Origin of the sequence: Psychrobacter sp. FME5 (genome assembly GCF_014861375.1) — a bacterium.
Taxonomy (GTDB): Bacteria; Pseudomonadota; Gammaproteobacteria; order Pseudomonadales; family Moraxellaceae; genus Psychrobacter.
Genome location: NZ_RRYX01000045.1, coordinates 1 through 21509 on the forward strand (window position 1 = coordinate 1; position 21509 = coordinate 21509).

The 21509-nt window shown below is 42.0% G+C and carries 18 protein-coding genes; 9 read left to right on the forward strand and 9 right to left on the reverse strand.

From position 1 onward, the window contains the following. Positions 1–344, reverse strand: a 344-nt coding sequence (locus EI161_RS07725) for an IS1 family transposase (RefSeq protein ID WP_192529357.1), incomplete at its 3' end; no start/stop codon positions are given. Positions 345–610: 266 nt separating this feature from the next. Beyond that, positions 611–1672 carry an HNH endonuclease domain-containing protein gene (locus tag EI161_RS07730; protein WP_192529358.1) on the reverse strand — a complete coding sequence of 354 codons (1062 nt, stop codon included), beginning with the start codon at positions 1670–1672 and terminating at the stop codon, positions 611–613. 335 nt (positions 1673–2007) lie between these two features. Here EI161_RS07730 and EI161_RS07735 point away from each other — a divergent pair, with 335 nt between their 5' ends. Then, entirely contained in the window at positions 2008–2766 is a 759-nt protein-coding gene (locus EI161_RS07735) for an IS5 family transposase (RefSeq protein ID WP_192529359.1), read from the forward strand. Positions 2767–2769: 3 nt separating this feature from the next. Here EI161_RS07735 and EI161_RS07740 read toward each other — a convergent pair whose 3' ends face one another. After that, the gene (locus tag EI161_RS07740) at positions 2770–3027 is read right to left on the reverse strand and encodes a helix-turn-helix transcriptional regulator (protein WP_192529360.1); all 258 of its coding nucleotides are present in this window, start codon (positions 3025–3027) and stop codon (positions 2770–2772) included. A 198-nt stretch (positions 3028–3225) separates the two neighbouring features. Here EI161_RS07740 and EI161_RS07745 point away from each other — a divergent pair, with 198 nt between their 5' ends. The 3 genes from EI161_RS07745 to bhcD all read left to right on the forward strand — a co-directional run bounded on the left by EI161_RS07745 (position 3226) and on the right by bhcD (position 6147). After that, on the forward strand, positions 3226–3942 hold the full coding sequence (locus EI161_RS07745; RefSeq protein ID WP_192529361.1) for a 3'-5' exonuclease: 717 nt from the start codon (positions 3226–3228) through the stop codon (positions 3940–3942). Positions 3943–4218: 276 nt separating this feature from the next. Next, positions 4219–5037 carry a DSD1 family PLP-dependent enzyme gene (locus tag EI161_RS07750; protein ID WP_225735283.1) on the forward strand — a complete coding sequence of 273 codons (819 nt, stop codon included), beginning with the start codon at positions 4219–4221 and terminating at the stop codon, positions 5035–5037. A gap of 111 nt (positions 5038–5148) precedes the next feature. Next, entirely contained in the window at positions 5149–6147 is a 999-nt protein-coding gene (bhcD, locus tag EI161_RS07755; RefSeq protein WP_192529362.1) for an iminosuccinate reductase BhcD, read from the forward strand. A gap of 336 nt (positions 6148–6483) precedes the next feature. Here the strand turns inward: bhcD and EI161_RS07760 are convergent, their stop codons facing one another. The 4 genes from EI161_RS07760 to EI161_RS07775 all read right to left on the reverse strand — a co-directional run bounded on the left by EI161_RS07760 (position 6484) and on the right by EI161_RS07775 (position 10655). After that, on the reverse strand, positions 6484–7326 hold the full coding sequence (locus EI161_RS07760; protein ID WP_192529363.1) for an ABC transporter ATP-binding protein: 843 nt from the start codon (positions 7324–7326) through the stop codon (positions 6484–6486). A 15-nt stretch (positions 7327–7341) separates the two neighbouring features. Beyond that, positions 7342–8328: a FecCD family ABC transporter permease gene (locus EI161_RS07765; RefSeq protein WP_225735284.1), complete on the reverse strand. Its 987-nt coding sequence runs from the start codon at positions 8326–8328 to the stop codon at positions 7342–7344. 140 nt (positions 8329–8468) lie between these two features. Next, entirely contained in the window at positions 8469–9344 is an 876-nt protein-coding gene (locus tag EI161_RS07770; protein WP_192529364.1) for a heme/hemin ABC transporter substrate-binding protein, read from the reverse strand. A gap of 165 nt (positions 9345–9509) precedes the next feature. Continuing rightward, a complete protein-coding gene (locus EI161_RS07775) occupies positions 9510–10655 on the reverse strand; it encodes a ChuX/HutX family heme-like substrate-binding protein (RefSeq protein WP_192529365.1) in 1146 nt (381 codons plus the stop codon). A 448-nt stretch (positions 10656–11103) separates the two neighbouring features. Between EI161_RS07775 and EI161_RS07780 the strand changes: the two genes are divergently transcribed. Both EI161_RS07780 and EI161_RS07785 read left to right on the forward strand, forming a co-directional pair. Further along, entirely contained in the window at positions 11104–13293 is a 2190-nt protein-coding gene (locus tag EI161_RS07780) for a TonB-dependent receptor plug domain-containing protein (RefSeq protein ID WP_192529366.1), read from the forward strand. Between the two features lie 103 nt (positions 13294–13396). Then, complete coding sequence (locus EI161_RS07785) at positions 13397–14668, forward strand: HmuY family protein (protein ID WP_192529367.1); 1272 nt, start codon at positions 13397–13399, stop codon at positions 14666–14668. Between the two features lie 317 nt (positions 14669–14985). Here the strand turns inward: EI161_RS07785 and EI161_RS07790 are convergent, their stop codons facing one another. Next, a complete protein-coding gene (locus EI161_RS07790) occupies positions 14986–15876 on the reverse strand; it encodes a universal stress protein (protein WP_192529368.1) in 891 nt (296 codons plus the stop codon). 318 nt (positions 15877–16194) lie between these two features. Here EI161_RS07790 and EI161_RS07795 point away from each other — a divergent pair, with 318 nt between their 5' ends. Together EI161_RS07795 and EI161_RS07800 are read left to right on the forward strand one after the other, a co-directional pair. Continuing rightward, positions 16195–16728 carry a DUF2058 domain-containing protein gene (locus EI161_RS07795; RefSeq protein ID WP_192523024.1) on the forward strand — a complete coding sequence of 178 codons (534 nt, stop codon included), beginning with the start codon at positions 16195–16197 and terminating at the stop codon, positions 16726–16728. A gap of 224 nt (positions 16729–16952) precedes the next feature. Beyond that, positions 16953–19016, forward strand: coding sequence for an FAD-dependent oxidoreductase (locus tag EI161_RS07800; RefSeq protein ID WP_225735285.1), 2064 nt, complete (start codon positions 16953–16955; stop codon positions 19014–19016). Between the two features lie 40 nt (positions 19017–19056). On the opposite strand, the gene EI161_RS07805 is transcribed toward EI161_RS07800, so the two are convergent. After that, a complete protein-coding gene (locus EI161_RS07805) occupies positions 19057–20853 on the reverse strand; it encodes a potassium/proton antiporter (RefSeq protein ID WP_192529370.1) in 1797 nt (598 codons plus the stop codon). A 516-nt stretch (positions 20854–21369) separates the two neighbouring features. On the opposite strand from EI161_RS07805, the gene EI161_RS07810 reads away from it, so the two are divergent. Next, positions 21370–21509, forward strand: a 140-nt coding sequence (locus tag EI161_RS07810) for a helix-turn-helix domain-containing protein (RefSeq protein ID WP_192529371.1), incomplete at its 3' end; no start/stop codon positions are given.

Below are 21509 nucleotides of genomic sequence, written 5' to 3' on the forward strand. Positions count from 1 at the left end.
TTGCGATACACGTAAGTCCAAAACTCATCAACCTCTAAGCGTTCATAATAGCGCTTTTTAGGTGTAATCTTATAGACCGATGAGCCTATGGTGCTAAGGACTTTACCAATACTAATAGAGGCTATAACGGCTATGTCTCTGACGCCGCAACCTCTAACCGTCATTAGCCGTATGATGTCTTCTATTTTAGAGTGACAGCCATGATAAGTTAAGGCATGGTCGCCAATGAATTGACGTTTGCAGTCCTTGCACTGGTAGTTCTGCTTGCCATAGCTTTTTTTGCCGTGTATCGAAAAACTGGGACTGTGACAGTCGGGGCAATTGATCTGTATTTGTGTCTTCATAACCTCAAATATATCATCTTGCTTCGGCTGTCACCCTTCTTTTATTACTCCAGCATACTTTTTGATACACCACCAATAGTACATCTTAAGAAAAAGCATAGTCAGGGTTGACATACTCCTCCTTTTTGATTTTGAAACTCGCTATTGTGACAACTTTAAATTATGACTTTATCAGCTTAACTCATGCAAATTTTTATGCATGGTTGTAATAAATGTACATTGGTTTTCAGCAAGCGATTATTCATAAAACTGATATATTTAAAGTACTATCCTCTCAATCTGGGTAATAGCTCAGGGTTGATAGTACGTAGCCTCATATTTGACTCTGGCGACCAGACCAGGTCTTCATGCTCTACAGCTATTTGGTAAGCCCATTGGCTAATGGTTTCTGAACGCTTCTGATTGCTTATAAAGCCAATACCGTCTGTTTCTTGTTCAATAACTTGTCCATATTGTTGGTTACGCCTCAACCACTTCTCATAAAACCTCTCTTCAGCAAGATAGTCACGTTTACTGTTATTACATTTATGATCAGTCAGTACAAAATTATGAGTCGTATCATTGGGATATTTTGACCAAGGTACAAAATGATCAACTTCGACGGTTTTCTTTAATAGTTTTTGACAGTAGAAGCACTGACCATGCTGTGTTTCATTTAGTATAGGCACTAACAAGCTTAGATCTTGACGTGATTGGTTAAACAAGAAGCCTTGTAAATCAACATCATCACTGAAATATGATTGGTTGTGACGATTGTTACGTACAAACTCTGTCCAGTATTGCTGGCAAAGCTTATTGATTATCTGACTAAAGCGTGCAAAGCAATAAGCGATCCCAGGCTTTACGACGATTGCTTTTTCTCTTGAGTTATAGATATAGAAGAATTCACGGCAAACCTTATCTTCTCCACTTTGTAGATACTTGGCAGGGTTGCTTTTAATCGTTCGGGCTATTTCTTTAAGGGTCGATTGCCACTTTTTAATATGACGTGTCCGAGCTATATTTAAGCTAGTGGTCTTAGTTTCTTTTTGCAGGGTTAAGATACTAGTGATGACCTTGGCTTGGCCTGTTGTACTGCTTTGCTTCAGTATAGATTCACTATACTGATCTGAGAACGGTAATGCTTGTGTCCAATAAAGCTGAATAAACTGCTCTGCCAACTGCTCATAAGAAATAACGCATTCTCTATTATCATTAAGCCCAGACTCTATAGAAAGGTTTGTTACTGATATTAGTAATGCAAATTTATAGGTCGAGGTATAAGAGCTAGATTCAAGCAACCATTGAATATGTCTTAGAAAGTTAAGCTGAAATTCTGCTGTTGTCACTATAAAAACCCTTAGAAGTGCGATTAATTAATTCACTGTAACTCAGACTTATAATACTAAGCCTTTCATTATGTAAAGCTTGGCCTACCAATGAAGCTATTTTATCCAGCCAGCCCTGCTAGACTAACTTGTCATATCAATCAACTTCAAACGACCACATATTTTTAGTTATTACGTTCAGCTAGCGCTCATTCTAAGGTAGCTAGAAGCATATTTTTACTCAATAGATTTTCTATTGTTTATACTAGGGGCTGTATAGAATTGAGAAAACATTGAAAAAAATAAGCAACACCTTACTCTAATGTTTACCACAACAAAGAAACAAGGCGTCACTTATGGCTCGCACCAAGCTCAACGATGAACATTGGCACAAGCTATTTATTATATTGCGACAAATTAACGTATATAACAAGCCCAATCTAAGACGTACCGTTGAAGGCATGTTGTACCGCATACGAGTAGGCTGTCCATGGCGAGACTTACCTTCTTATTTTGGTCATTGGTCTAGCATATATCATCAATACCGTTACTGGCGTAAAACCGGTAAATGGCAAAAGCTCATGAAGATAGTCACAGCAAACTATGATAGTGAATGGTTATTTATAGACGGTAGCGTGGTCAAAGCTCATCAGCATAGTACAGGCGCAGCCAGTCATCTTGATGAGGCCATTGGTAAAAGCGTTGCAGGTAATAGCAGCAAACTGCACTTAGTGGTCGATGCTTGTGGCAACCCTATACATGTTGAGCTGTCAGGTGGGCAAGTACATGACTCTAAGATGGCAAAGGCGTTGATATTTAGCACGATTAATAACCAGACTAAAGCGGTGATTGCAGACAGGGGCTACGATAGTAGCGATATTAGAGAGTGTATCTTCACGCACTGTGCTCAGTCAGTCATACCTGTTAAGTCGAACTCTAAAAGCTGTAACGACACACTAGATTGGTATTTGTATCGTTGCCGTCATTTGGTAGAAAACGCTTTTGCTAGATTGAAACATTTTAGGGGCATTGCCACGCGATATGATAAGCTCAAAGATAGCTATGCAGCAGCGGTAATGCTCGCTTGTGTCTTTATCTGGTTGCCCCTGATTTGAATTCTATACACACCCTAAACGTTCCCCGATTTTGTTATTAATCCACTCGGCTATTTCACTCGCTACCCATACTACTCTGACTTTTGTAAGTTGTACCTTTTTTGGGAACGTTGGATCGTAGCGATCAGACTCTTCATTAATCATCTCATAGATGGTAGAACGACTAAGGCTAGTATAATTAACGACATCCTTAATGCTAAGGAGTCGGGGGATATTATTACATCGCTCGAGTGTTGGTTTTTGTGAATATAAACTTCTCATGATTAAATCCTTAGTTTAGTTTTCATATATAGTTTCATCAATTGGCGATTACTTAATCAAGAAACCTGATAAATGATAGCTATTAACAATTTATATGTTAATTTGTTACTTACTATTAGCTGTCTGATCCGATGCTAATCACATCAAATATTTCATTATTTTAAATCTCATCCTCAAATAAGAACTACAAATAAAATTATGACTACTTATATACTCGACACAGAAACGACGGGACTTATTGAACCGCACATGACTGAAGCGGCCTATTCTATTGTTGAAATAAACGATAGCAAGGTCTTTGTATTGCAAGCTCCGCGAGCTAAGCGCTTTAATCCTTTAAAAGAAATTAGCTTAGGCTCTATGGCGATATCACATATCTGTGATGAGGATGTGGCAGATGAACCACCTCATACAAACTTCAGACTACCTAGTAGTGTTAAGTATTTAATTGGCCACAATATTGATTTTGACATGGCCGTTCTCAAAAGTGCTGGCGTGACCCATGAGCCTAAGTTAATTTGTACCAATGCGATGGCTAATTTTCTCCTTCCTACGCTTGAGAGCCATAAGCTAGTATCCCTCCTCTATCACTTCCACCGTGATATAGCGCGCGCTCAAGCAAAGAACGCGCATGCTGCCATTGCTGACATCTACTTCACTGAGCTAGTGCTTGGTAGTCTGATTGATATGGCTAACAGTCAAGGTCATGAGATAAGTGATGTGGAGAGCTTATATGAGTTTAGTCAAATGGCACGTATACCCACACACTTAAGTTTTGGTAAGCATAAGGGTGAGGCTATTGCAGATTTAGCTGCGAGCTCTGAAGGTACTGGCTATATTAAATGGCTGCTCAAACAGGACAGTGTTGACCCTTATTTAGCTCAAGCATGCCAGCAAGCATTAGAGTCGGTATAAATATACTGATGTAGTCAGTTTGAGCTATGCTGAAAATTGAGATCGATACTAGAAATATTTAACGCTCAAGTAGATCAAGTTCTTATTAAAACTATAACTTATTAGGTAATAAACCCCTCAATATTATGGTGTTTAAAATATTATTAATATCTGCATATGCCATGGATCAATCTCACTCTGACAAGTCAGGAAAGCTCTATGTGCTATTATCTATATAGTGTAGAGGGCTGGAGTATGAAATTTATTTTTCTTAGGTGACGCTATTAATATCGGGGTTTGGCTAACTTGCCTAAGCTTGGCGCAAAAATCACCGTTTGTGTCGATGATGTTGATAGTGCTGCTGAGTTATCTGCTGCTGCAACTGAAGCGGGTACTGAAATTAACTGCTATATCGAAATTGACTGTGGCGCGGGTCGTTGTGGTGTAACTACCACTGAAGCGGTTGTTGAAATCGCTAAAGCGATTGATGCTGCTAAAAATATCAAATTTACTGGTATTCAAGCGTATCAAGGCGCAATGCAGCACATGGACAGCTTTAGCGATCGTAAGGCTAAAACCCAAGTGGCTATCGATCAAGTGCAACACGCTATTGATGCATTGACTGAAATTGGTCTAAAGCCAGAATTCGTTTCAGGTGGCGGTACGGGTAGTTACTACTTCGAAAGTAATTCAGGTGTTTTCAACGAATTACAGTGTGGCTCTTACGCATTTATGGACGCCGACTACGGTCGTATCCTAGATGAAGACGGCAACCGTATCGATGCGGGTGAGTGGGAAAACGCTCTGTTCATCCTAACTTCTGTGATGAGTCATGCTAAAGCTGATAAAGCGATTGTTGATGCTGGTCTAAAAGCTCAGTCAGTGGATAGTGGTCTACCCTTCATCTATGGTCGTGACGATGTTGAATATGTTAAATGTTCAGATGAGCATGGCGTCGTAAGCGATCCAAATGGCGTACTAAAAATCAATGAGAAATTGAAACTCGTACCTGGTCATTGTGATCCTACTTGTAACATCCATGATTTCTATATTGGTGTTCGTAACGGTAAAGTTGAGAAAGTATGGCCGGTATCTGCACGTGGTCGCGCATACTAATCACGACAAGTTAAATTAATTTAATCAGTTTAGTTTAACAGGGGCTGTTGTAGCTTTAGCCTACGACAGCCCCTTTTTATTCGAAAATTTTATGATAAAAAGGAATTTATAATGAGTACAGCTAACGATACCAACAATGAAGGTTTAATAATCGTCTCAGAAGAGGCATGTAAATCAGTGATTGACCGCCCTTCTGCCTTTACAGCAGTTGAGAATGTTTTTGCTTCGATGTCACGTGGCGACGCCTATAACTTCCCTGTTATTCGTGAAGCGATTGGCTATGCTGATGCGCTATATGGCTTTAAATCAGGTTTCGACCGCGCTGGTAAATCATTAGGTCTAAAATCAGGCGGCTACTGGCCTGGTAATGAAGCTAAAGGCTTAACCAACCATCAGTCAACGATTTTTTTATTCAATCCAGATAATGGTAAATTGCGTGCACTAGTCGGTGGTAACTACCTAACGGCGGTACGTACTGCAGCAGCATCGGCAGTATCAATCGCTCATCTGGCACGTAAAGACAGCAAAGTGCTTGGTATGGTTGGTGCGGGTCATCAGTCTACTTTTCAGCTACGCGCCGCTCTAGAGCAACGTAACTTTGAAAAAGTAGTCGCTTGGAACAAAAACAAAGATCGCCTTAAAAATCTACAAGCAGTCGCTGAGGAATTAGGCGTACCGTTTGAGTCTGTTGAACGTGAGCAATTATGTGCAGAAGCGGATGTGATTATCACTATTACTTCAGCGTTTGAGCCATTACTTATGAAAGAGTGGATCAAACCCGGTACGCATATTGCCTGCATGGGTACTGATACGGTTGGTAAGCAAGAAGTTGATGCTAACCTGATAGCAACTGCCACGGTGTTTACGGATGAAATCGCACAATCGATTAGTCTTGGCGAAGCGCAACATGCGATTAAGTCTGGTATTATTAGAGAGAGTGATATTACGACGCTTGGTGATGTTATAAATGGTAATCATCCAGGTCGCAGCTCAGATGATGAGATTACGTTGTTTGACGGTACGGGTGTTGGCTTGCAAGATTTAGCCGTAGCTTCCGCTGCAGCTAAGCTTGCCGTCGAGAAAGGTGAAGCTCAGCACATCTCCCTATAACTTTCGTTATAGTTATAATATAATAGTGAGTTCAGTATAAAAGCGATACAGCGGGACTGGAATACTTTCGTTTAAAACATAAGTTTTGCAGCATCTGTCTGCGTAGCATAGCACGCCAGAAAAACTTATATCAATTCCGCATAAAAATATAATGTATCTGTTTTATTTGGAATCGACTATATTATAAATATGACACTAGCCACTATATTTTAGAACTGCCAAATAATTATTTGGCAGTTCTTTTTATAATGTTTATCTGATATTGTTTTAATTTTTTAGATGACAATTATCTATAGCCGATCCGTTATAAAAAAATAAATAACTTTGCTGACGATTTCACACAAATACTAACCCATCTTCAGTTTGATGCGCTTTGATATCGACATGGTAAATATCGCTTAATTGCTCACTCGTCATTACTTCATTAGGCGTGCCTTGAGCAACTACCTGTCCAGCATCTAACAACACCACTTCATCAGTATAACGATGTGCATGGGTCAAATCATGCAAGACAACAAGGATACTTTTGCGTTGCTGCTGCACCAAATTATGTAAATAATTAAGCAAAAAACGTTGATGACGGATATCCAGATGATTGGTCGGCTCATCGAACATCATAATTTTGGTATCTTGCATCAGCGCTCGTACGATAGCCAAACGCTGTTTTTCACCTCCTGATAAGGTTTGTACTCGGGCACTAGCCAAATTTGATAATTCAAAATCCTGTAGTAAAATTTGTGCCTGCTCAACATGCTGAGCATTTGGGCGCTGATACCAAGCAAGATTTGGCGAAACACCCAATAAGGCATAATCAATTACCGTTAACGGCAATTCGAAACGCTCATGCTGTCCAACCCAAGCGATATGACCGTCATTCATAACCTTGCTAATAGACTGACCTTGAATAGTGATATGGCCCTCTGTTTTAAGCGAAGTTCCTGTGTGTTGACCCAAAATCGTATGAAGTAACGTACTTTTACCCGCCCCGTTTGGTCCGATAAAAGCCACCAGTTTTTGGCTTGGTACTGTTAGCTTATTTACCTGTAACAATGTTTTATTGCCGTGAGAGATATGAATATCTTGTATCGATAGCAGCTCGCCTATCGTATTGCTATCTATATGAGTTTCTCGAATCGTTGGCGATGTCTTTAATGTCGAAATAAAAAATGAATTAAGCATAAATATCCTGTTTAATTAGCGGCGACTACTACGCACAAAGAGCCAGATAAAGAATGGTCCACCAAGTAGCGCTAAAACAATACCAACAGGCACGTCCACTGGATAAGCAACATGCCGAGCTGTGCCATCAATGACGAGTAATAATATCGCCCCAAGCCAGCCAGACCAAATCATCAGTTTCATCCGTCCGCCACCAAACAAAATGGCTAGCAAGTTTGGTACCATCATGCCAATAAAACCGATCACCCCTGCCAGCGATACTGCTGCTCCCGTCAATAAAGCTGACGCTATCACCACCATACAACGAACCCTACCAACCTTGATACCCAAAGATTTGGCGGCGGCTTCACCGAGCATTAATCCATCTAGCTGACGGCCTAGAGGCAGTAAAATAGCTAGGCCTACTATCATAGAAATCATCGAATATCGCAGTGGCACAAAACCTGCTTCTGCCATACTGCCTGACAGCCAATTGGTTGCAGACCTAAGTACCATGTCATCAGACATAAATAAGATCAGACTGACCACCGCAGCACAAAAGGCACTGATAACAAAGCCCAATATCAGTAATCCCATCTGACCACCGCCTAAAAAGCGATGACAAGACAAAATAAACAAGCAAACCAGCACACTACCGCTAAAGGCAGCAAGCGGTATACTGACGCCGCCAAATCCTAACGCTAGTACCAATACCACCCCAAGCGCTGCGCCACCCGACGTGCCAATTAAACTCGGATCTGCTAAAGGATTTTCAAACAGGGCTTGTAGTGCTGCGCCACTAACCGATAATGCCATACCTACTAATAACGCTGTGACTACACGTGGATAGCGCAGCTGCCATATAGTGTCGTCAAGATGATTGGGACTTGACCATTCGCCAAAGCCAATACCAAGACCCAACCAAATCAGTAACCCAGAGGCTATAACGGCAAGCATGTAATAGAAGTTGTGTTTATGCCTGCCAGTTGACGCAGGGACAGGAACGGTAATCGTATTTGCCATATGATGTATCGTTTTATTAAGCAGATGAAAAAGAGTGTTCAATAGCTCACGCTCAGCTTATGAAATTGATGCATAACATAAGGGCTAAAACTATGGCTAAAATAGAGATGACCACGTAAGTAGCTTTAGCTTTTAACCAACTACTTTGCGACTGAATGAAGTCTTTTTAAGATTTGCGGTGAGTTCAAACCATAACGCAAGAAGTCATCGGCTGGCCAAAAGTGTACGCCACCATTTTTACCGGCAGCACTTGCCGCAATCTCTGGACGCTTACTGAATTTACCAACACCGCCGACGACTGCTTGGTTATGATCAGCAATAATAATAACGTCAGGTTTGGCCGCCAGCCAGCCTTCACGTGACATGGGTTTTAACCCTGAGACGTTTGCAGCGTTAATCCCGCCAGCACGGCGAATCAACTCATCCCCTACCGTTCCCTTACCTGCAACGATACGACCGTCGTAACTCAGTAAATAGCGTTTGCCCGTCTTTGCCATTGGGCTCATATCTGCATTCCAACGCTTAGCAAGCTCTGACCCTTGGGGTTTTTTACCCACGTAGCTGCCGATAGATTTAATACTATTGGCAAAGGTGCTTACCTGTTCTTTGGGTGCCACATTGACCGCTTTAACCTTTAAGCTATTTAAGCGCTGATAGATACTCGCAGGCTGCACCATATAACTACCGAGTACCAAATCAGGCTTGACTGCCAAGACTGATTCAGCAGTAATATTACGGTGCATGCCTACTGCGGGCACGCTCTTTAGCGCTGGATTATCATTGGTCGCATCTTTACCAACCAATTTATCAGTCGCGCCTAATGCCACTACTACGTCTGCAACATCTGGACTCATCGCGACAATACGCTCATAAGCTTGGGCGGAAAGCGAGGGCAAGGCAAATGCGCCAATCATAACAGCTACGTTTAATGTACCTTTACTAAAAGACTGGTCTATCATTGAAGGCTTTTCTGATGTTAGATTTTTGCTGCTTTTTTTAAATAACTGAGAGGACATGAAAATTCCTTGTTCATAATCTTTAAGGACTACTGATGACGGTTGTCGATTAATAATAATGATTGATTAGAACGACTGGCACGTAAAGTGTTATGCAAAGAAAGTGTTACGCAAAGGATATGCAGCTCTAGTTCCAGTCGTCATTATTTATATGCTACGTTAAATCTATACCATTTCCTCAGTGCTTAGCGCTTGGGTTACCGTCGTTTGCACTGCGACTTCTGAATACGAATGAGCTGCGACAATATTGGCGACAATTTGCTGCCATTCAACAAGCTCAGGTGTGCCTTCAATACGTTGACCAAATACACTAAATATACTAGACCCTTTGTTATCAAAACCTTCAATACAAGTCACAATACCGTCTTTAGTTGGGCGCTTAACGCACCATACTTGCGCTAACGCTTTGTCTTTTAGGTGCAGCGTAAAATTATTGTGACCTTTATCTAACACATTAAACCAGTCCCCCATACGCTTTAACGTTTGCACGGTACCCGTTTGAATTTGTACCAAACCACTATTACCAACGAACGTCATAATGGGACATTTGGCATCACGCGCTTGTTCAAAAATCGCTTCGACAGCGCTAATATCAAGACGATGCGTCATTTGTTCAGGGGCTTGTTGGTAGCTGCTGGCGCGATCGATATCGAGATTTTTTAACAAGCTATGAAACTGATGCACGTCTGTCATTTCTTGCCAACCTTGTTGCAGTTGCGCACGCTCCTCTTCACTCAGCGCTTTATAACGCCAGTCTGTAGGCTGCTCCTGAGCAGTTAGGGTTAGCTCATCAATACCAACCGTTTGTAATTGCTCCTGAATCATCGCTTGCCAGCGGGCAATGCTGTCCGCACTCAACTCACGTAGATAAACTTTGTCGATGGCAGCGCCCTCGGCATTATAAAACTGGATACTATAAGAAGGCTTATCAGCGCGGCTGGTATCAGTGACCGCCAACATATGATGCCATTGCCACATAAAGAAACGTAAATCCAAACCGCCAACATTGAGCGCCAATCCCATTTTTTCGCCCAGCTTAAGATTGTTGTATGGCGCCGTTTTTTCATGGACAGCTAGCTCGTTTCTCACGATGCTTTCCATATCACCAAACTTTTCAAACTGCTTTAAGACCGCTTTACACTGATTACCAATATAATGGCTATAAGGGGATGCTAGCATCAGCTCAAACTCGCTTACCCCAAGTGCAATCGCCCCTTCTGTAGGAAACAGCATCGGTGTTTTTGTTTTTAAAGTTTGATACTGCTGCCAAAGCTCAGTATTTTTTTTGGTTAAAAATAACGGGTAACTCATAGGGCGCTCCATAAACTAGTCGGTAATAAAAAAGCCAATCACCTTGGCTTTATCAGTTTGAAAGTTGAATGCATGAAAGTAGCAGCGATAAAATATATGACAGATGTTTAAAAAAGCACGGCTTGTCAAAGCTTCAACAAGCGGCTGTTTATTCATAACAGCTTTTTCATCATTGACGTTTATCATTTCTGCTAAGGAGTATTGAACGGAAATTATTATGGCAACATTTTTTCACTTTGTAAATAGTAATAATTATCATTTGCATCTTGATAATTATTATCGTTTGAAATATGATGTCTGAACTTTGTTACTGACGATAGTGAGTTTAGTAACGAAACCTTGATGAACTAAACCAATACACTGTTGCTTTAAATCGATTTCTTAGCTTTCTAAGATCTTTAAGCAGCGCGACTTTCTTACTTTTCCTCCTACGATGGTTGTTTTATTTATGTCGATTTTAGCGTCTCAACTCCCTTTAACTCATACAAGATTACACACCCATCCGCCACAGCTACGTCGTCGCCCTTTAGCCATGAGTATCGCTTTAGTCATATCTGGATTGCTACCTTTTTCAGTCCAAGCGGCGCCAACAGCGCTACCAACAGCTGAAACCTACTCTAAAAACCCCTCTGACAAATCCGATGATGCAGCCATGCCGAGCATACGTTTAGACCCCATTGTAGTGACTGCCACTCGCTCAGAACGGGCGTTAAGTGATGCACCCGTAGCGTTGCAAGTATTGAGCCGCCAAAAGCTCGATGACAATCATGCTCATACTTTAAAAGACGCTTTAGCACTACTGCCCAATGTGTATTTACGCGAAGTCCATGGCAAGACCGGTTATGAGGTCAGCATGCAAGGCTTCACAGGTGACCAAGTATTGGTATTGATTGATGGCTTACCCATTACTGCAAGTACCGGCTCGACGGTAAACTTAAATCAATATATGAATATGGACATAGAACAAATAGAAGTGGTTCAAGGAGCGGCTTCAGCGCAGTTTGGTAGTGCAGCCATGGGCGGTGTGATTAATATTATTACCAAACCCATTGATGCAGCAAAAGGACATATCACCACCGAGCTTGCCAGCAACGGTCAACAAAATCCGTCCGATAAAAAGTTAGATGCTAATAAACGTTATGTGGAAGCCAGTATTGAAGGCGCATTGGATAAGGAACAGCGTTTTCACGCTCGCTTATCAGGGTCGTATCTCGATAATAATGGCTTAAGCTTAGACCATAAAGCGTGGCCCAGATTAAAAGATGCCAGCGAGCAATCACAAATAAGTGCCCGCCTGAGCTATAGCCCTGATGGTAAAGCCATATTAGACGATGACGATAGCCGAGTGGTCAAAAATTCTCAATACTGGTTAGAGGCCAGCCACTATCAAGAAGATGATGTCAGTCGCTTTAATTATTATGTGCCACCGCGTTATTTAGCACAGCAAAGAGATGAGCACATCACCAAGCAACGCTTTAGTGTTGGGGCGCGCACTGATATTGCACCGCATGCTGATGATCGCAGTAAAACCTATCGACTATCCGCTCAAGCGTTCTATGAAGACTATCAAAGCGAATCTGATACCAAAACTCAGCAAACCATTACCAGTGCGCGTGACACTGATATCACAACAGCAGTAGCCCAAGCGCAAATCGACCTACCTGAACTAGTGCTATCCGATGAAAATATTCATCTTATCCAAGTCGGCGGTCAGGTTCAGCAAGACAAGTTAAGCCAAACGAAAAATCAAGTCAGCGAGCTTATTACCGATGAAGTCAGCCGTGATGTCGGTGAGCTATATATACAAGACGATTGGTTGATTGGGGATAATTGGGAGGTATTAAGTGGCATTCGTTATCAAAACGACGAAGACTTTGGCGATCATGTCGCACCAAAAGTCTCTCTCAAATACAACCATTTAGACACCAATGGCCGCGATCATATCTTTCGCAGCAGTATTGGCGGCGGCTATCGCGTGCCCAATCTAAAAGAGCGCTACTACGTCTTTGATCATAGTAACTTGGGCTATAAAGTCATGGGCAATCCTGACTTGCAACCCGAAACCTCAACCAGTTATCAAGTCGGCTATCAAGGTCAGCTTAGCGACAGCGTTAATTTGACGGTTAATGGTTTTTATAATGAGATCGACGATTTAATCCAAACCGATGAAGACAATGCGACCTTTGAGGGTAATATCGCCATTTATAAATATATGAACGTCGACAGCGCCAAAACTTATGGCGGTGATATCGGCATTGACTGGCAAGTAGATGACCGCGCCAAACTACAAGCAACCTACGCCTACCTGAACACACATAACAATGTGACCGATACCGAGCTGACCTATAAGCCCAATCATAAAGCCATGCTGGCACTTGATTATCGTATCAATGACAAATTACAGCTTATCCCGCGCCTTAATTATGAATCCAAGCAGCTCATTAGCACTAGCGAACAAGCGTATTCACCGTCTTGGTGGACGCTCGATAGCAAGCTCAACTATGACGCTACCGCAAACTTGAGCTTGTATGCCGCGATTAATAATATTTTTGATGTACAGCGTGATGTCAAAGACAGCAGTGACTATCGTCCTATTGATAATCGCGAATGGCTACTTGGCGCCAGTTATCACTGGTAAGCCTTTCATTAACAATAATTCTAAATCAAACATATTCGTACGATTGCTTTTCACACTTTTTTTTCACGTTTTATATAAAACAATAACCATTAAGGAGCCTGATATGACCCAAATTATCCCAGCATTTAACACCAAGCCAAAAACATTGCTGATGCTAGTAACCACCAGTATATTATCCCTCAGCATTATCGGTTGCGGCAGCGACAGTGGCGGCAACAGTAATGACAATAGCGGTAGTACGCCTCCCGTTAGCAGTGCCAGTTTTAGCGAAACCGCGACGTGGCAGGTCACCAATTTAGCCCTAGGTACAGCGACATGTTATGACTTTGATGCCAAAGCTGAGAGTGCTTGCGAGGGAGATAACTGGGATATTAAATTTGAGAATGAAGCACGTTCGCCGAAGTTATGGTCAAACAGTGGCGACTCTGGTCAGGGTAAAGGCGGCGTCTTTGGGCTAATAGATTGGTCAGATTTAGGACGTTATAGCAATGCCATCCAAGATCCTGATACTAGTCGTGACATCACCATGCATTATAATGAGGATCGTAGTGGCGGTATTTTCAATACCGAGCCTTGGTTTGAGTACAACTTAAAAGAGGCGCATCAGTTGTATCCTAACAACCGCGTCTACCTGATTACCAATGATAATAGCAATGCCATAACAGACAGTAGCGTACAGCAGCCTATTTATGCCATGCAGATTACTAGTTATTATAATGATACGGGTGCATCTGGCTATCCAACCATTCGCTGGATTGATACCGCCTTACCTAACAAGGTAAAAACCAACACCATTGATGCCTCAAATAATGATAATTGGGTCTACTTTGATTTAAAAACAGGACAAAGCAGCACGGATAAAAATAGCATCTGGCAAGTTGGCTTTAAGCGTAATGAGGTGATTTTAAATGGTGGTGATTCAGCTGTTGATAGCAACAAAGGTAAAGTCGGCGGTTACCTTGCCGCTACGCCAGCAGGATACTATAGTGACAAAGAAGGTGACGACCAAGATGCGCCTATTGTCCGTCAATTTCTGAAAGATAATACTGCTGCCACGTTAACCGACTTAACCAACATCGCCGCTTATACCAAGCCAAGTAGTGCCAGAGACTGGGTGATTGATAGTAAAGGCTCAGACCTCAACCCTGCTTACACCGGCAACTTCCCCAACTTAGACTTTGGCTGGTATACCTACAATGGAATGACCCATCAGCTAAACGCCAAACCTATTGAAACCAGCAAAGGCGCGTTAATCAGATCAGCAGAAGGTAATAGCTATGCGCGGCTACGTTTGGATAAAATCAACTATCCTGATAATAGTACAACTACGGCGACTTCATGGGAGTTTAAGTTGGATATACAGCCCGCACCTTAGTTTCAAAGTGAAAAATATGAACGAGTCTAGAACAATAAAACCGAACAATGATTGACCATATAGTCAATCCTAAATAGAATAGCTACCAATATTACAACACGCTACTGGTATAAAACTTCCTTGCTTGCTGTGCCAGCGCAGACAAAGGCCGCGCAAAATTTATCCCAGTAGCACGGTGTTCGCTTTACTGTGTTTTTTACAGTGCATCGATTATATTCGCTGCATCAATCAATGAGCATAAACAGTGTCCAAGAATAGTTGCTAAAAATAGTTGTTAAAATAAAACCAATACTAATTATTATCCAACCTTTAAGTATTTAGCGTACTAAAATCACAGGAGACAAGGTGCTGGCGATAATCTCTGTCGTGGTACTACCCAAAAACAACTGCTGCAACTTTGAATGGCCGTAAGCACCCACCACCATAATATCGATGTGATTGTCTGCTTGAAATGTCAATAGGCCATGCACGGCATCAGAGGCAGATAAGTGATGAGCATCTACACTGTACCCAGCGTCCTCTAACTGTGCCGCGGCGGCACTTAAGCTTTGTTTGGCATCGTCATTATGACTGCCTATCATGACGATATGACCTTGCAGGCCTTTTAATACTGGGCTGCGCGCTACCATCCATGCGGCTTTAATAGCGGTTTTGCTACCATCAAACGCTATCATATAAGAGCTTGGTTCTTTAAATGTTTCTGAACAAATCAATACAGGGACATCGGAGGCACGAGCCACGGTTTCGATTTGGCTACCAATATTAATACGGCTGTTTTTGTGGTCTTCTCCGCGCCGTCCCATGATGATGGCACGATTTTCTGTTTTAAAACGCTCAATAGCAGGTAGCAACTTGCCGCGACGTTGATAGATGCGAATGTCGATATGACTGATGTGAGCACTATGATTGACGTGATTAAAGTTATTTTGGATATGGCTTTTGGCATCTTGGACCAAAGCATTACTATAATTATTCACTACCTTGGCTCGTGTTTCATCCAATTGTGACAGCTCTTCTAACAAAAGCTGGCGACTGTTTACCCCTATCGCACCCGACAAGTCGCGTCTAATCGATGCAGGAACGTCACTGACATGCAATAACCCAACAGGTAAATTTAGCTTACTGGCATACCATGCGGCATAATCACAAACCGATTCAGTCACTGCCGAACCGTCAATACAGGCCAAAACATGCTGTGATGTGGTCATAATCTGTCCTTAAATTTAATGATTTAACCCTATATAGCTTTAAACACACACCATAAATGCTTGGTAAGAAAACGCATCCACTGCCTTGATAATAACCAATTTGGTCGACTTCATCCAGCGATGCGTGCTTACTTATACAATAATGTTAAATTTGTTATTACCATCATTATCCAAGGTTTGAAAAAGCAGTGTCTTAAAACCTTGTCTTTATGGGCTAAAAAAGTCTTATCATCGTCTAACCACACTCCCTAGCAAATTTTGCTACAATAGTTTTCTTAGTATTTATGATTTAAGTATCGTTATTTAGGTGATGGAATTATGGCCAAAAATGCCCTACAGGCTCAATTATTAAAAGCGGGATTGGTGGATGACAAAAAAGCCAAGAAAATCAGTAAGCAAGCTCAGCATGCTAAGCGTACTGGCGACTCAGAAAGCATAGAAGCCAAAAAAGCATTGGCAGAGGCTCAAGCAAAAAAACTAGAAAAGGATCAAAAGCTCAATCAGGAAAAACAACGTGCCTTAGAAGAAAAAACGCTGAAAGCCAATATTGCGCAAATGATTAAACAGCATCAAATCACTGAGACAGATGGTGATATCAGCTACCAATTCGTCGATGATTCCAAGGTTAAAAAAATTGCTATCACTCAAAAACTATACGATCAAATAGTAGCGGGTCACGTGGTTATTGCGCGATTAGAAGAAAGCTATGCGCTACTCCCTCGTCCATTGGCTGACCGTATCGATACAAAAATGGAAGGCTTCATAGTTGTGTCTAACGATACCTCAGAAGAAGTACTGGCAGAAGACGATCCTTATGCCGCCTACGTCATTCCAGACGATTTAATGTGGTAATTGTCGACTTTTATAGTGACGGTTAAACCAAAAACCCTTTATAGTGTTAAATACGCTATAAAGGGTTTTTGGTTTAATACGCTTACTAAAGCATAGCCGCTTTAGCTGGATAATATCTTATGCTTAAAAGAATATTGTTGATACTGCTAATAGTGTTATTAGCGGCAAGCTTTTTTTATTTTGACCTGAATGAGCTATTAACGCTCGAAGGTTTGAAAGGATCAATGGCGCAATTTGACCAATATAAAGCGCACTCACCATTATTAATTATCGGACTTTTCTTTTTAATCTATGTTGTGGTCACGGCATTATCCTTACCCGGTGCTGCCATACTCACCTTGGCAGCTGGGGCATTATTTGGCTTGCTACAGGGATTACTGGTCGCTTCATTTGCCTCAAGTATCGGTGCGACACTGGCCTTTTTGACTTCACGGTATTTGCTGCGCGATACGATTAAGCAGCGATTCCCCGAACGTCTGGCAGCTATTGATGCTGGTATCAAAAAAGAAGGCGCTTTTTACTTATTTACCCTACGTCTCGTACCTATTTTTCCGTTCTTTTTGATCAACTTACTGATGGGCGTCACCGCTATTAGAGCAAGGACATTTTACTGGGTAAGCCAAATTGGCATGCTTGCAGGTACTTTTGTCTTCGTCAATGCTGGTACGCAATTGGCACAAATCGATAGTTTGTCAGGGATATTATCGTTCAATTTGATTGTCTCATTTGCCTTGTTAGGTTTTTTCCCATTGATAGCAAAAGCCATTTTAAACCTATTCAAAAAGCGTCGTGTCTATAAAAACCATCATAAGCCGAAAAAATTCGACCGCAATATGATCGTGATTGGGGCTGGTGCGGGCGGCTTGGTCACCAGTTATATCGCTGCAACTGTTCGAGCAAAAGTCACGCTCATCGAAGCGGGAGAAATGGGTGGCGACTGTCTAAACTACGGCTGCGTGCCAAGTAAAACCCTCATTAAAAGCGCAAAAGTCGTAGAACAAATGCACCATGGTGAGCGTTACGGTTTGGAGAATACAACACCGCAATTTTCATTTAAAAAAGTCATGGCGCGTGTCCATAAAGTCATCGCTGACATCGCCCCAAACGACAGTATCGATCGCTATACAGGTTTGGGCGTGGAGGTTCTAAAAGGCTATGCCAAACTTATCGATCCATGGACAGTAGAAATCGCGCTGAATGATGGTGGCACACAAACGCTCACCGCGCGGTCGATTGTTATCGCCACTGGCGCACGGCCATTTATACCGCCGTTACCTGGTATCGAAGAGAGTGGCTATGTCACCAGCGATACCATATGGCACAAGTTTTCAGCGCTTGATAAGCCACCAAAAAAACTGGTGGTGCTTGGTGGCGGCCCTATTGGCTCTGAGCTGGCACAGGCTTTTGCACGCTTAGGCTCAAATGTGACCCAAATAGAAAGGGGCACGCGCCTCATGAAAAAGGAAGATATAGAAGTCTCAGAGTTAGTGCAGCAAGCATTGATAAGTAGTGGCGTCAAGGTGTTGACCTCACATCAAGCCATTCGCTGCGAAACTTACGATGGTAAAAAATACATTGTGGTTCAGCCACAGAACGAAAAAGGTCAATCTAAAGAAATCACTATCGAATATGACGAGTTACTTTGCGCTGTCGGCCGCAGCGCACGTCTTGACGGTTATGGCTTAGAGGCCTTAGGTATCGAAACGGCTCGGACTATTGTCACTAATGAATACTTAGAAACGCTCTATCCAAATATTTATGCGGCAGGCGATATCGTTGGCCCCTACCAGTTTACTCATGTGGCATCCCATCAAGCTTGGTACGCTGCCGTAAATGGTTTATTTGGACACCTTAAAAGATTTAAAGTCGACTATCGAGTGATTCCGTGGACGACATTTATCGACCCAGAAGTCGCGCGCGTTGGCTTAAACGAGCAGCAGGCTGTTGAAAAAAATATCGACTTTGAAGTGACACGCTACGACTTTAAAACCCTAGATCGCGCAGTGACAGAAAGCGCCAACCATGGTTTTATCAAAGTAATTACCCCCAAAGGCAAAGATAAAATACTTGGCGTTACTATCGTATCTGAACACGCTGGTGACTTAATAAGCGAGTTTGTTTTGGCTATGAAGCACGGCTTAGGGTTGAATAAAATACTTGGCACCATCCATGTTTATCCCACATGGGCGGAAGGTAATAAGTATGTTGCTGGTGAATGGAAACGCAACCATGCCCCTGAAAAAACCTTGAATTGGCTTGAGAAATATCATACATGGCGTCGAGGTTAGCTGAATTTTACCGATACATTTAGGGTATGTTCAACAGACCCTACACCGCTTTTGCTAACTCTTTATGTTTTAAACCAATCGTTCTAAGCTTACCTTTATCATCAACCTCTTTGATGACCAACGACCATTCATCATTAATTGTAACTGTATCGCCCGATACTGGCACCATATCCAAGCTGTCTTTGACATATTCAGCGACCGTTTGCTCCCACATATTTGTTATCTTATCCTCAGGGTCAGGTTTAGATTTTAGTTTATCTACTAAAGACTCAGATGTCATGACGCCTGTAAAGAATGGCAAATCTCCTAGCTTTACACTCGGTGATAGCAACCAATCACCATAAAAGTCATCGATGGCCTTACGATCTAATGTCGTGTCATTAAAAATCTTGGCAATCTGACTGGCATGATTACCCCTCATGGCGTACCAGACAATATCACCAAATTTGAGCTTGGTACTGTCATCGACAAGGATAATCTGCTTGCCACGTACCAAGGCAAAAACGCTAATCTCATTAGGATTGACTCGATTAGAGATACCCATCGGATGACGACCAATCGAAAACGCGCCTGACTTTACTTGAAACTGATATAACGTAATACTGGCTTTGTCCGACACCCAAACTTCATGCTCTTCTTCTGGGTCTTTATTGTTCGGAATACGTACTTTAAATAAATCCGCCATAAATGGAATGGTGGTGCCTTGCAAAATCAAGGATAAAACCACCACGCCAAAAGCAATATCAAACAGCTTAAAAGCACCATCTATCCCTGCCATTACGGGCAAAATCGCAAGCGTAATAGGCACTGCGCCACGTAAACCGACCCAAGAAACAAAGCCAATCTCTCTATCTTTAAACTTAAACGGTTTAACGCTGCTATAAACTGCGATAGGACGGGCAACCAAAATCATAAAGGCGGCAATCGCAACCGAGTAATACCAAACATCGATAACATTGGATGGTGTTACCAATAAACCCAATACCACGAATAATACTGCTTGTGATAACCAAGCAAAACTATCCATCACTCGCATAACGTGCTCGGTTGAGCGGACTTTGTGGTTGCCAATCAGCACACCCGTGAGATAGATCGCCAAAAACCCACTACCGCCAATCAGGTTGGTCGCGGCAAAAACGGCCAAGCCAGCCGACATAATTAAAATGGCATACATGCCCTCTGCCAACAGTATCTTGGGTAGTAATCTTGCCAATAAATAGCCAAACAGTAAGCCCATGCCCAAGCCAAAGCTAAGCTGCTGTAACAACAACCCCAAGAAGCCCAGCACTGTTTGCCCAGCAGGATCCACATTCAAGGCAATGAGTCCTGTCACTAGCAAAATAGCCAAAGGGTCGTTGGCTCCCGACTCTAGCTCTAGTGTCGCCTGTACGCGGTCGTTAAGTTTAACCCCGCCATTACGTAGCAGTGAAAATACCGCTGCCGCATCGGTCGAGCCCACAATCGCTGCCATTAGCAAGCCCAAGCGCCAATCGACATCGAGTAGCCAAGTCACGAAGACACCCAATATCATGACCGTAGCCAGCACGCCCCAAGTAGCGAGAGTGATGGCTGGCTTTAGACCGACTCGGAAAGATTTAAATGAGGTTCGTAATCCACCATCTAGCAAAATACAGGCTAAAGCCGCCTGGCCCACAAAGTTAGCGATACCATATTGAGAAAACTCAATACCCAAGATACCTTCTTCACCGGCGAGCATACCTACTACTAAAAATAATAATAATAGTGGAACGCCCAAACGCGCTGATAACGTACTTGCCATAATACTGGCAAAAATTAATACTGCCCCTACGAGATACAGGATATTTAAGGTATCCATCTTTTTTTAAGCCCTATTTTTAATCATTATTACGTGAGTGTTGGCTTTACCTTTTCTAGCCCGTGTGTTCCAAAAATGCTACCACTTTAGATATCCTAAATAAAATCATCTCAAACCAATTTACTTAAATGTCCAAACCATAAAAGCTGACTATATTTTATAACATATAACCCTGTTGTTAGTCTCTGCTAAACGCCAATAACCTACAATTCAGATAGAAAACCGTGGTTATACAGTTACCCTTAGGCTTTTAATAATAAAGCCCTACATCAAATCTATAGTGAGTTCATTTTAAAACTGATACGAGTACTAACTATGTATAGCAAAAGTCGATTAACAACCTACAATGTAACATTAAAAAAGCCCTACTTAGTAATGATACTAAATAGAGCTTTTTAGTGCTTATCAATTATTAAACAATGCGCATTATAATAAATGATATCGTTCACTTATAGTCAGATGACCACAAAAATGTTATAAAATAAATCAATTAAACGATTACCAGTATAAACGACCATGACTTACTCCCTAGATTATCGCAAACAAGTTTTAAAAAGCTTAGATGAGGGCATGACCTTTGCCGAAGCTGCTGTTTTCTATGATATCAGTCCAACGACTATCCAGAAGTGGAAAAAGCGTCTTCATAGTAAAACCAC

Bases quoted from the DNA above. Each gene is read 5' to 3' on its own strand.
- EI161_RS07790 (WP_192529368.1), bottom strand. From the start codon at position 15,876: ATGACCACATCACAGCATGTTTTGGCCTGTATTGACGGTTCGGCAGTG.
- EI161_RS07770 (WP_192529364.1), bottom strand. From the start codon at position 9,344: ATGTCCTCTCAGTTATTTAAAAAAAGCAGCAAAAATCTAACATCAGAA.
- EI161_RS07795 (WP_192523024.1), top strand. From the start codon at position 16,195: ATGGCCAAAAATGCCCTACAGGCTCAATTATTAAAAGCGGGATTGGTG.
- EI161_RS07735 (WP_192529359.1), top strand. From the start codon at position 2,008: ATGGCTCGCACCAAGCTCAACGATGAACATTGGCACAAGCTATTTATT.
- EI161_RS07800 (WP_225735285.1), top strand. From the start codon at position 16,953: ATGGCGCAATTTGACCAATATAAAGCGCACTCACCATTATTAATTATC.
- EI161_RS07785 (WP_192529367.1), top strand. From the start codon at position 13,397: ATGACCCAAATTATCCCAGCATTTAACACCAAGCCAAAAACATTGCTG.
- EI161_RS07745 (WP_192529361.1), top strand. From the start codon at position 3,226: ATGACTACTTATATACTCGACACAGAAACGACGGGACTTATTGAACCG.
- EI161_RS07760 (WP_192529363.1), bottom strand. From the start codon at position 7,326: ATGCTTAATTCATTTTTTATTTCGACATTAAAGACATCGCCAACGATT.
- EI161_RS07765 (WP_225735284.1), bottom strand. From the start codon at position 8,328: ATGGCAAATACGATTACCGTTCCTGTCCCTGCGTCAACTGGCAGGCAT.
- EI161_RS07775 (WP_192529365.1), bottom strand. From the start codon at position 10,655: ATGAGTTACCCGTTATTTTTAACCAAAAAAAATACTGAGCTTTGGCAG.
- bhcD (WP_192529362.1), top strand. From the start codon at position 5,149: ATGAGTACAGCTAACGATACCAACAATGAAGGTTTAATAATCGTCTCA.
- EI161_RS07780 (WP_192529366.1), top strand. From the start codon at position 11,104: ATGTCGATTTTAGCGTCTCAACTCCCTTTAACTCATACAAGATTACAC.
- EI161_RS07740 (WP_192529360.1), bottom strand. From the start codon at position 3,027: ATGAGAAGTTTATATTCACAAAAACCAACACTCGAGCGATGTAATAAT.
- EI161_RS07805 (WP_192529370.1), bottom strand. From the start codon at position 20,853: ATGGATACCTTAAATATCCTGTATCTCGTAGGGGCAGTATTAATTTTT.